We start from the raw sequence: 10393 nt of genomic DNA, 5'->3' as shown, positions 1-10393 counted from the left end.
GGTTGCGGGGGCTGTGGGGGCTGTGGGGGCTGTGGCGGCTAGAAACGAAGAGAAAAGAGAGAAAAGGGAAGAATCTTTCTTCGTTTTTCGTTCTTTTTTCTTGTTTCTTGGGGAAGAACAGGTTGCCGTTCTTCCCTCTTCGTTCTTCCCTCTTCGTTTTTTACATCCGCTCCAAAACTTGAATCCCCAACAGCGACAGCCCCAGCTTGATCGTGCGGGCGGTCAGGTCTGCCAGGATCAGCCGCGAGGTGCGCTGCGGGTCTTCGGCCTGCAAAATGGGGCAGCGGTCGTAGAACTGATTAAAGGTCTTGCTGAGGTCGAAGAGATATTCGCACAGGCGGTTGGGTAGCAGATCGGCCTCCACCGCGCTCAGCACTTCGTCAAATTTCAGCAGCGACTTGGCCAGGGCAAACTCTGCCTCGTCTTGCAGCACGACCCGGCTATTGTCCCCCAGCGCCTCGAAGTCGATTCCGCCCTTGCGGCTGATGCCCCGCACCCGCACGTAGGCATAGAGCATGTAGGGGGCAGTGTTGCCTTGCAGCGCCAGCATCTTGTCGTAGCTGAAGATGTAGCTGCTGGTGCGGTTCTGGCTGAGGTCGGCGTATTTGATTGCGCCAATGCCGACGACGTTGGCCACATGGGCGATGAAGTCCTCGGATTCGGTGCGGTTCTCTTCGGTCAGACGGGCTTCTAGGTCGGTGCGGGCCCGGGCGATCGCCTCTTCCAGCAAGTCCACCAGCCGCGCCGCCTCGCCAGAGCGACTCTTCAGCTTTTTGCCATCTTCGCCCAAAATATTGCCCAGCGGTGTATGCACAAACTCCGTTTCATCGGTAATCCAGCCCGCCCGCTTGCCCACCTGAAAAATCTGGGCAAAGTGATTGATTTGTTCTGCGCCAACGGGATAGATTACCCGCTGCACCCGGTCTTCTGTCACGCGATAGCGAATCGCCGCTAGATCCGTCGTGGCGTAGTTATAGCCCCCATCCGACTTTTGCACAATCAGCGGCAGCGGCTTCCCCTCCTTGTTGGTAAAGCCGTCTAAAAACACGCACTTCGCGCCCTGGTCTTCCACCAGCAGCCCCAGCCGATCCAGTTCTGCAATCACATCAGGCAAGAGCGGGTTGTAGAACGATTCGCCCCGCTCCTGAATCTTAGGCGACAGACCCATCAGGTCAAAGATTTTGCGATTCGTGCGATTCGACAAATCGCAGACGACTTTCCAGGCCTGAATCGTTTCTGGATCGCCCGCCTGAAGCTTCACTACCGCCAGCCGCGCGGCTTCCTGAAAGTCCGTGTCTTCGTCAAACCGCTTCTTGGCGGCCCGGTAAAACGTTGCCAGGTCGCCCAGATCGAGTTCGCCGCCCGCCAGCGCGTCGGGATAGGCCTCGCGCAAATAGGCAATCAGCATTCCAAAGGGCGTGCCCCAGTCGCCGATGTGACTTAGCCGCAGCACGTCGTGGCCGAGAAACTCCAGAATTCGCGCCAGGGCATCGCCAATGACGCAGGGGCGCAGGTGGCCCACATGCATCTCCTTGGCAATGTTAGGACTGGGGTAATCGACAATCACCCGCTTCGGGTTGGCCACGGGCGCAACGCCCAGGCGCGGGTCTGCCTGAATGTCCTTGAGTTGCGCTTCCAAGTATTCTGGCTTGAGCCGCAGGTTGATGAAGCCGGGCCCGGCTACTTCTGGCGGGTCGCATAGGTCGGATACGTCCAGATGGTCGAGAAGCTGAGAGGCGATCGCCTTCGGAGCCATGCCCAGTCTCTTGGCCAGTCCCATCGCGCCATTCGCCTGATAGTCCCCAAATTTGGGATTGCTGGCAGGCACCAGTACCGGGTCAGCATCCGCCAGATCCGGCCCAAAGGCCGCCACCAGAGCAGTTTGCAGGCGTTCTTTTAACAGCGCGAGGGTTGAATTCATAGCGTTTTGGGCAGGCAGATTGACCGAGTGGCAACCATAGAATAGAAAGGTTAAGGCGAAGCCGTTGATTCAGATTCTAAAAACGCGCTTTGTCCATAGAGATTATAAACGTCAACTCTCCTCACCCATTCCGACATTTCTACACTTGCCACACTCATGACGCAAACCCAGCGCGATTCGCAAAGCGACCCCTACGAGAATTGCCTCACCGCTCCCGCCGCCACCAAACTGCCGCCTTTGGAAACGGGCGACCACCTTTCGCGGGCCGAGTTTGAGCGGCGCTATGAAGCAATGCCCCATCTCAAAAAAGCTGAACTAATCGAAGGAGTCGTCTACGTGCCCGCTGCCCTCCGCTTTAAGAGTCATGGTAAACCCCATGCTCAGATGATGCTTTGGCTTTCTACCTATTGGCTTGCCACACCTGCCGTAGAAGTGGCAGATGCTCCAACCGTGCGGATCGACCTAGACAACGAACCCCAGCCCGACATCGTGCTGCTGATTGACCCGGCTGCGGGCGGACAGTCCCGCCTTAGCGAAGATGACTATATAGAGGGCGCACCAGAATTGATCGTGGAAATTGCTGCCAGCAGCGCCTCCATCGATCTCCACACCAAAAAGCAAGTCTATCGCCGCAGCGGCGTTCAAGAATATATTGTGTGGCGGAGCTTAGAAAACGGGCTGGACTGGTTCTATTTGAACGAAGGCGAATATCTTGTGCTGCCGCCCGATGCCGACGGCTTCCTTCGCAGCCGCATCTTTCCGGGGCTGTGGCTGGATGTGGCGGCGCTCTGTGGGGGAGACATGACGCAGGTGATGCAGGGATTGCAGGCCGGCATCCAGTCTTCCGCCCATGCCGAGTTTGTGCAGCAGTTGGCGGCGCGGCGCAGCGGGAAGCTTTAGGAGAGGAGTCTCTGGAGTCTCTACTTTTAGGAAATGCTGCTTCAGGAAATGCTGCTTTAGGAAACGCTGCGCCAGGAAGCCCCACTAGGGAACCACATGGACTGGCGTACCAACCTGCACCATCTCAAACAGGGCAACCACGTCATCGTTGTACATGCGGATGCAGCCGTGGGAGGCGGCGCGTCCGATGGTTTCCTCGTTGGGAGTGCCATGAAAGCCGATGGTGTTTTTGCCGTCTGTCCAGAAGCCGATCCAGCGGACTCCCAGCGGGTTGCCGTTTCCCGGCGGCACGATCTCGCCTGTAAACGGATGCTGCCAAGTGGGATGCTCCACCATGCTGATGACCTCGTAGCGGCCCGTGGGCGTTTCCCAGCCCGCCCGCCCCACGGCAATGCGAAAGCTGGTTTTCACTCGCTCGTCTTGATACACATACACGCGGCGATCGCTCAGATCGACCACCAGCGACACGGGCGATCGCCCTTCTGGTTCTGGCACGAACGGCTCAGCGGCTCCCAGCGCAGGCACGTCAGGCCAAGTGACGGCGGGCGCGATGGGGAGGGCGCTGGGCGGCGGCGAGACAGGCGCTACGACAGGTTCAGTTCGCAGCGACCCCCACTCGACCAAGCTCCCCGGATTGGCGATCGCCGGACGTAGCCCCACCAGACCTACCATTGCCGGAGAAACCAGCCCCGCCGCAAACTGTATTGCTAACCGCCTCGCTGATCGCCTTGCTAATTGCCGAACGCCACGCACCAGCACCACCGCCTCCCCACGCAAAAGCTGAGCCTAGTATAGCCCAGGGGTTGGGGATGGAAAGTCCTAGAGGGTGGGCGCAGGAGAGACACAACGCCAACCCTCCGTCTCCTTCATCGCCCTACCGCAGGCTCCTTCGCGAGGAATTTTTCCAACTCCGTCAGCGCTTCCGCATCCACCTTGGTCTGCATGGGGCAGAACTTTGGCCCGCACATCGAGCAAAACTCAGCAGTTTTGTAGATATCGGCGGGCAGGGTTTCGTCGTGATACTCGCGGGCGCGTTCTGGATCGAGCGACAGTTCAAACTGGCGATTCCAGTCGAAGTGGTAGCGGGCGCGAGATAGCTCATCGTCGCGATCGCGGGCATGGGGTCGATGGCGGGCAACATCGGCAGCATGAGCAGCAATTTTGTAGGCAATCAGCCCGTTTCGCACGTCTTCGGCATTGGGCAGCCCCAGGTGTTCCTTGGGTGTGACGTAGCAGAGCATCGCGGTGCCGTGCCATCCGGCGATCGCCGCTCCAATCGCCGAGGTGATGTGGTCGTATCCGGGTGCAATATCCGTCACGAGCGGCCCCAATACGTAAAACGGTGCTTCGGAGCATTCCTCCATCTGCTTTTTCACGTTGAATTCGATTTGATCCATTGGGACATGACCTGGGCCTTCAACCATCACCTGCACGTCCGATTCCCATGCTTTGCGCGTGAGACGACCAAGCGTTTTCAGTTCCGCAAGCTGGGCCGCATCGGAGGCATCGTGCAGGCAGCCCGGCCGCAGCGAGTCGCCCAGACTAAAGGACACATCGTACTTTTTGAAAATCTCGATAATGTCTTGGAAGTGCGTGTAAAGCGGGTTTTGCTGGTGGTGGGCCAGCATCCAGCGGGCGATGATGCCGCCGCCGCGAGAGACGATTCCCGTGAGGCGATCGCGCACCAGCGGCAAATGCTCAATCAAAATTCCCGCATGAATCGTCATGTAGTCCACACCCTGTTGCGCGTGCGTCTCGATGACGTGCAAAAAGTCGTCGGGGGTCAGCTTTTCAATATTGCCGTGGACGCTCTCCAGCGCTTGATAAATCGGCACCGTGCCGATGGGCACAGGCGACGCAGCGATAATCGCCGATCGGATGGCATCCAAATCGCCCCCGCCCGTAGACAAGTCCATCACCGTGTCTGCACCGTATTTCACCGCCAGTTTCAGCTTGTCCACTTCTTCCTGCAAGCTGGAAGAATTCGGCGACGCGCCGATATTTGCGTTCACCTTGCAGCGGGTGGCAATGCCAATCCCCATCGGCTCCAGATTCACATGATTGATATTGGCAGGGATGATCAGCCGTCCCCGCGCCACTTCCGAGCGAATCAGTTCCACAGGCAACTGCTCGCGCTCAGCCACAAACTGCATTTCTTCCGTCACAACGCCTTGTCGAGCAAAGTGCATTTGAGACACGTTGCTCTGTCCGCGTCGCTTGGCGACCCAGGATGCTCTCATATTTAGTTCCTCAGATAAACAGCTTCCCTCCGCTGGTGCTAACCAGTCTCAGGTTCTCAGGGTGTAATCTCAGCCTGAACCGCTCAGGCACCCCTAGCTGCGTTTGTTATACCATCCCTGGCAGGAGAATCCAAGAAACCGATTGCAAAATAGAGGAATTCTTTGCAAAACGTTCGATCGCAGGTGTTCAGTCCTAGTCGCGTCTAGTTCTGGTCGCCTAGTTCTGGTCGCCTAATTCTGTTTACCTAATTCTGTTCACCCAACTGGGCTTGCTCCATGCTGTCCAGCAGCGGGCTATTCCGCAAAATGGAAGGTTGCGCCAGCCGTTGACTGTCTGCCACAAGGACTGTGCCTTCGCCAGCCTCATCTCCACCACAGGCAACGGCCCGCAGTTTGGCATAAAACGCCGACGCTTCGATGCGGGGAATAATCGGCACGTACTGATGGATTGGGTTCTGGGCCACGCTGCCCCGTCCCCACCAGCCGAAAGCGTCTTCGTTCCCGGTTGGGTCTGGCTGATCTTCGGTTGTTGCAGCCACGTTGCTCGGCTCCGAAGCCTCTTGAGGGGTTAACGGAGGGACTGATTGGAGGTTTGGTTGAGGGTCTAGTTGAGCGTCTGAACCTGAGGGGTCTGCGATCGACTCAGACTGATCCGCAGGCAGTTCAGCAGGCAGTTCAGAGTTTGCAAGTTCAGATTCGCTGGGTGGGGCGATCGCCTTATCCACAGAACCAGGTTCATCCGATGCAGACTCCGAAGAAAATACAGAGTCCGAAGAAAATACAGAGGTGGATTGGTTTTGGCGAGCAGGCGTTTGAGAAGCGGTTGATTGAGAAACCGATGATTGAGAAATAGTAGCACTGGCTGAGGGAGCCACCGAAAACCCGCCGAATCGACCGCTCACCACTCGTTCAAAATCTGGCGTGTAGTGGGGAATGGGCTGTCCCCGCCGCCGCCACACGGCCAAGATTTGCCCCACTGATACGGCTCGGTAGCGTCCTTGATACAGCGCTTCTACGATGGCTGCCCGAATCCAGTGTGCCGGGTGGTTGACCGCCCAATAGCTCACCAAATAGTCTGCCGCGAAGCCGTCCATGTCAAACCCGTAGCCGTTGAGCAGTGCAACGGCATCCAGAATGGCGGGGTCGCGGGCTGGATGAGTCATAACGCTTAGTATCGTCGGGAAATCCGTCAGTATCAGGATTTTGGCTTGCTTACACCATATCCCAAGAAATGAAATGCTGCATCTATCTTGCAATAGTCGGCAATGATATCGACGGAGACCGTTGCCTTTGCGACTGTTTTTGCAACTGTTTTTGCGACTGTTCTAGAGGGACGGGTCTACTGACGGAGCTCCGATATCTGCACCTACGATACCTGCACCTACGGCAGTTGCCAGATCTGGCAGCCAGGGCAAATCCGTGACACCCGGATCAAGGCCCAACTGTGACAGCAGCGTGGTGATCTGTCCCCGGTGGTGCGTTTGATGGTTAAACAGATGCACCACGAGTGTCCAAGTCGGCAGCGTATGCGCTTTGCCATCAGCCTTACTGTGAAATGTGAAGGGTTGTGCCAGCCAGTCGGCTGTAATCCTCTGAACCCAGATCAGAATTTCCTTATCGCACTGTTCCCGTGCCTGTCGCAGTTCGTCAAAATTCTCATAAAGGTCTTGCCCAATTGCCAAACCCGTCAGAGGTTGATGGGTAAACCGTCTTAGCCAAGCGCGATCGCCATACAGCAGATGATTCAGCGTGCCGTGAATAGACTTGAAAAACGCGCCCCGATCTTGACGGCGATCGCCATCAGACAGATCAGCGCACAGGGCGTACAGCCTACGGTTCATCCACTGGTTGTATTTCGCCATTGTTTGGCAATAGTCTACATCAATCATGTAGCGCCCTCCCACAAGCTTGAACGCCGCCTTTATGCTAGCGAACTCAGCGGCAGCGAAGAGCGCAAGGCGATCGCCCTCCCATGACAGCAGGAGAAAACCGAACCTGAGAAGGGTTTACATTTGTTAACTTTAGCGTTACATTTATTTACATAAGGTTTTTAGGAGATTTGCCATGAGAGGCGTTGTTACCGAAGAGCAGGGCAGACAAAATATCTACGCTGTTGAGCCGCAGATGTATGTGGATAGCGAGGTGCGGACTGGCTTTACGGAATATGCAGAAAAGCTAAATGGTCGGCTGGCGATGATTGGCTTTGTGTCGATGCTGCTGCTGGAAGTGTTTACCCATCAGGGATTAGTGAGCCTTCTGCAAAATCTGTAGGGATTTGGTTAGCAGATGTGTTGAACTGAGAGATGCGTCTAAGGGAGCCGGGCAAAGCGTTGCAGTCTGGCTTCCTTTAGTGTTTTTAGGGTTTTTCACTCTATGTTTGGGCTGCTAATTTCTGAGATTTGAAGCCAAGGCGCGAAAGTTAAGTGAGGTCAGGGCGTTTCGGCGATCGCCATCAGAGACAGCACTCCCGGCAACACATCTTCTGGCTGAATCGGTTTCGTGATGCAGGAGTCGGCAGCGGCGACCGCGGGTGCTGCGTAGGGCGAAGCTTCATCGCTTGCCAGGGCAATCACCTTCAAATGCTGGGTGATTGGGCTATGGCGCAAGTTGTGAATTAGCTCCGCGCCCGCATTTTCGGGCGACTGCACATCAACGATGACGGCATCTGGCTGGAGTAGCTCGATCTGGCTAAAGGCGGTGGAGCCTTCTAGAACCCACACCACTTGGTATCCCGCCGCCGTCAGCATGTCGCAGATGATGTTGGCCGTTAGCTCATCGTTTTCCACCAGCACCACCCGCCCCAAAATGGTGCGCCCCAGCCCATCCAAGGCCGGAATGGGCGCAGTCGCCTCCGCTGCATCGTTTTTTGAGCGGGCCGGAAGCTGAACCGTAAACACCGACCCCACGCCCACCGTAGAATCGACCATAATCCGCCCGCCGTGCAGATCCACGAGTTGCTTGGTTAGCGCCAGCCCCAAGCCTGTGCCCTGATAGAGCCGCTGGTAGGAGCTATCAAGCTGCTGAAATTTTTGGAAGAGCAAGGGGCGCTGCTGTTCGGGAATACCGATGCCCGTGTCGATCACCTGGAATATGGCGTGTTGAGGATCGGTCATCACTCGCAGCGTCACCTTGCCGCCTGCTGCGGTGAACTTCACGGCATTGCTGAGCAGATTCAGCAAAATCTGCTTGACCCGATGCGGATCGGCGACGAAGCGATCGCGGCTGGGGTCGATTCGCAAATCCAGCACCAGCTCTACGCCCTGCTTCAGGGCTGTTTCTTCGACCGTTTTCATGCTCTGCTGAGCCATCATCGTCAGCGAAAACGGACTCAGCTTTAGCACGGCCCGCCCCGACTCCACCTGCGACAGGTCGAGGATGTCGTTGATGAGTTCCAGCAAATGCTGCCCGCTGTCATGAATCGTCTGCAAAAAGCTGCGCTGACGCGGACTGAGTTCCCCCAGAGACCAGCGCAGCAGCGTGGCAGACATACCAATAATGGTGGTTAGTGGGGTTCGCAATTCATGGCTAACGGCGGCCAGAAACTCACTCTTGGCGCGATTCGCGGTCTGGGCTGCCAGCACCGCCTCCTGCAAGTCGTGGGTGCGGGCGACGACCTGCTGCTCTAGCGACGAGCGCTCTGGTTCTATCGACAGTTCAGGATTCGTGAGCAGCGCCACCAGCCGCCGGGTAAATTCCGTCTGGGCGAGGGGATCGTTGGGCTGGAGGCGATCGCCCGCCGCCTGTAGCGCCGCTGTCAGGTCTGCCTCGGTCTGACACAGTTCCATTAGGGATTGCAAAAAGGTGGCGATCGCCCCTGGCTCAAAGGTCAAATCCACCCGTGGCGATCCCTCAGCAACATCCACATCGCCCGCCTGGCCAGACACACCAGCCCCTTCGGTCCGCCAGCCGCTCATCAGCACACTAAACGGGCGAGACACCAGCACCACAAACTGCTTGCCATCCGGCAGTTGCGCCTGCACATCCAGCGGCAGCGTCATCGCACTCAGCAGCAGCACCTCATCGCCAGAGGACTGAACCCACAGCGCCATCTGTTGAAGCAAATCCTGAAGCTGATGCAGCACTGCCAGCGGCAAAATCAGAGAATCAACCGACGGTTCGGGCGTGGGCATATGGGATGAGTGCAGCAGCGACGGAAATCAGTCTCTCTCCGCTGCCTGGAGACGAGATGCAGGGGGCACGATGGAACGCTAGACAGGAGAACTCTGGACTAGAAGTTTAACAACCGTTCATTATGGTATCCTGCGAGTCTACCTGGCACCGGAAGGCATAAGGATTTTGAAAGATGTTCACCCCAGAGCATAGATTTTCAACAATACGATGCATCGACTAGCCGCCAGCCCCGGCGGCTGGAATCCCGACACCGAGGGCGTGATTTTTCTGGAGCAAACGCCCGCGCCCATCGTCTTTCTCACCGCCGCCGACACGGATATCCAGAGCCTTGCCCACGCCCTGCCCCACCTGCCTGCTGGCGTTCCGGCCCTGCGCGTTGCCAGCCTCCTCCAGCTTCAGCAGCAGATCAGCATCGACACCTACGCCGAAGAAGTCCTCAGCCAAGCCCAAGTCATTATTCTGCGCCTGCTGGGGGGCCGCGCCTACTGGCCCTATGGGCTAGACGTGCTGAAACAAACTGCTGCCCAAACGGGCGCAACTCTGTTTGTTCTGCCCGGAGACGATCGCCCCGATCCTGACCTGCTCAGCCACTCCACCGCCCCCCTCGCCGCTGTCCACCGTCTCTGGCGATACCTCACTGAAGGCGGCCGCGAAAACTGGGTCAATGCCCTGCTATTTCTGGCGGACGAGTGCTTTGGCCAGTCCTTTAGTCCACCGTTTCCCCAGCCTGTTCCTAAGATTGGCGTGTACGCTGCTTCAGGCATTTGCAAACCGCCCAGGCAAGCGTCCAACCTCCAGCCTGCCCCAAACGTCGCCCTCCTGTTCTACCGCGCCCACTACTTGGCAGGAAACACGCAGCCCATCGAGGCGCTGTGCGAACTGCTGGCGGCGCGAGGAATGCAGCCGATTCCGGTATTTGTCTCCTCGCTGCGCGATCCAGACGTGCAGGCGGAACTGCTGACGCTGCTCCAGCCCAAGGACGAAGAAGCCGTGCAGGTGGTGCTGAATACGACGAGCTTTTCGCTGGCACGACTGGAGGACGACGCGCCGGATGTGAGCCTGTGGACCCGGCTGGATGCGCCCGTGCTTCAGGTCATTCTCAGCGGCGGCACGCGGGAGCAGTGGCAGGCTCAAAGCCGGGGGCTGTCGCCGCGCGACGTAGCGATGAATGTGGCGTTGCCAGAGGTGGATGGGCGGATTA

The 10393-nt window shown here is 57.6% G+C and carries 9 protein-coding genes and 1 riboswitch; of the genes, 3 read left to right on the top strand and 6 right to left on the bottom strand.

Annotated elements, in window-relative coordinates; all coding sequences use genetic code 11:
- Window positions 1–160: 160 nt before the first annotated feature.
- Window positions 161–1921 (bottom strand): arginine--tRNA ligase, encoded by a 1761-nt coding sequence (gene argS / locus IGS51_RS00570; protein ID WP_297074843.1) that lies wholly within the window; start codon window positions 1919–1921, stop codon window positions 161–163.
- Between the two features lie 156 nt (window positions 1922–2077).
- Between argS and IGS51_RS00565 the strand changes: the two genes are divergently transcribed.
- Complete coding sequence (locus IGS51_RS00565; RefSeq protein WP_297074842.1) at window positions 2078–2821, top strand: Uma2 family endonuclease; 744 nt, start codon at window positions 2078–2080, stop codon at window positions 2819–2821.
- 84 nt (window positions 2822–2905) lie between these two features.
- Here the strand turns inward: IGS51_RS00565 and IGS51_RS00560 are convergent, their stop codons facing one another.
- From IGS51_RS00560 to IGS51_RS00545, 4 genes are all read right to left on the bottom strand, one after another.
- Window positions 2906–3598 carry a L,D-transpeptidase gene (locus IGS51_RS00560; protein WP_297074841.1) on the bottom strand — a complete coding sequence of 231 codons (693 nt, stop codon included), beginning with the start codon at window positions 3596–3598 and terminating at the stop codon, window positions 2906–2908.
- Window positions 3599–3687: 89 nt separating this feature from the next.
- Window positions 3688–5061: a phosphomethylpyrimidine synthase gene (gene thiC / locus IGS51_RS00555; protein WP_297074840.1), complete on the bottom strand. Its 1374-nt coding sequence runs from the start codon at window positions 5059–5061 to the stop codon at window positions 3688–3690.
- A gap of 7 nt (window positions 5062–5068) precedes the next feature.
- Window positions 5069–5166: riboswitch (TPP riboswitch) on the bottom strand.
- 140 nt (window positions 5167–5306) lie between these two features.
- Window positions 5307–6224: a hypothetical protein gene (locus IGS51_RS00550; protein WP_297074839.1), complete on the bottom strand. Its 918-nt coding sequence runs from the start codon at window positions 6222–6224 to the stop codon at window positions 5307–5309.
- Between the two features lie 162 nt (window positions 6225–6386).
- A complete protein-coding gene (locus tag IGS51_RS00545; RefSeq protein ID WP_297074837.1) occupies window positions 6387–6950 on the bottom strand; it encodes a DinB family protein in 564 nt (187 codons plus the stop codon).
- 175 nt (window positions 6951–7125) lie between these two features.
- Here IGS51_RS00545 and IGS51_RS00540 point away from each other — a divergent pair, with 175 nt between their 5' ends.
- A complete protein-coding gene (locus tag IGS51_RS00540; RefSeq protein ID WP_297074835.1) occupies window positions 7126–7332 on the top strand; it encodes a chlorophyll a/b-binding protein in 207 nt (68 codons plus the stop codon).
- Window positions 7333–7490: 158 nt separating this feature from the next.
- On the opposite strand, the gene IGS51_RS00535 is transcribed toward IGS51_RS00540, so the two are convergent.
- Window positions 7491–9191 carry an ATP-binding protein gene (locus IGS51_RS00535; RefSeq protein WP_297074834.1) on the bottom strand — a complete coding sequence of 567 codons (1701 nt, stop codon included), beginning with the start codon at window positions 9189–9191 and terminating at the stop codon, window positions 7491–7493.
- 208 nt (window positions 9192–9399) lie between these two features.
- Between IGS51_RS00535 and IGS51_RS00530 the strand changes: the two genes are divergently transcribed.
- Window positions 9400–10393 (top strand): cobaltochelatase subunit CobN (locus IGS51_RS00530; protein WP_297074832.1); only part of this gene is annotated, 994 nt, incomplete at its 3' end.

The sequence above is a fragment of the Thermoleptolyngbya sp. M55_K2018_002 genome (assembly GCF_015295965.1).
In the GTDB taxonomy this organism is placed as follows: domain Bacteria; phylum Cyanobacteriota; class Cyanobacteriia; order Elainellales; family Elainellaceae; genus Thermoleptolyngbya; species Thermoleptolyngbya sichuanensis.
The sequence above is the reverse complement of the archived record's forward strand: the minus strand, read 5'-3'. Positions and strand labels throughout refer to the sequence as shown.

What these genes read in the sequence shown, in the direction of transcription:
- argS (WP_297074843.1), bottom strand. Translation starts at nt 1,921, where the DNA reads ATGAATTCAACCCTCGCGCTGTTAAAAGAACGCCTGCAAACTGCTCTG.
- IGS51_RS00565 (WP_297074842.1), top strand. Translation starts at nt 2,078, where the DNA reads ATGACGCAAACCCAGCGCGATTCGCAAAGCGACCCCTACGAGAATTGC.
- thiC (WP_297074840.1), bottom strand. Translation starts at nt 5,061, where the DNA reads ATGAGAGCATCCTGGGTCGCCAAGCGACGCGGACAGAGCAACGTGTCT.
- IGS51_RS00550 (WP_297074839.1), bottom strand. Translation starts at nt 6,224, where the DNA reads ATGACTCATCCAGCCCGCGACCCCGCCATTCTGGATGCCGTTGCACTG.
- IGS51_RS00545 (WP_297074837.1), bottom strand. Translation starts at nt 6,950, where the DNA reads ATGATTGATGTAGACTATTGCCAAACAATGGCGAAATACAACCAGTGG.
- IGS51_RS00540 (WP_297074835.1), top strand. Translation starts at nt 7,126, where the DNA reads ATGAGAGGCGTTGTTACCGAAGAGCAGGGCAGACAAAATATCTACGCT.
- IGS51_RS00535 (WP_297074834.1), bottom strand. Translation starts at nt 9,191, where the DNA reads ATGCCCACGCCCGAACCGTCGGTTGATTCTCTGATTTTGCCGCTGGCA.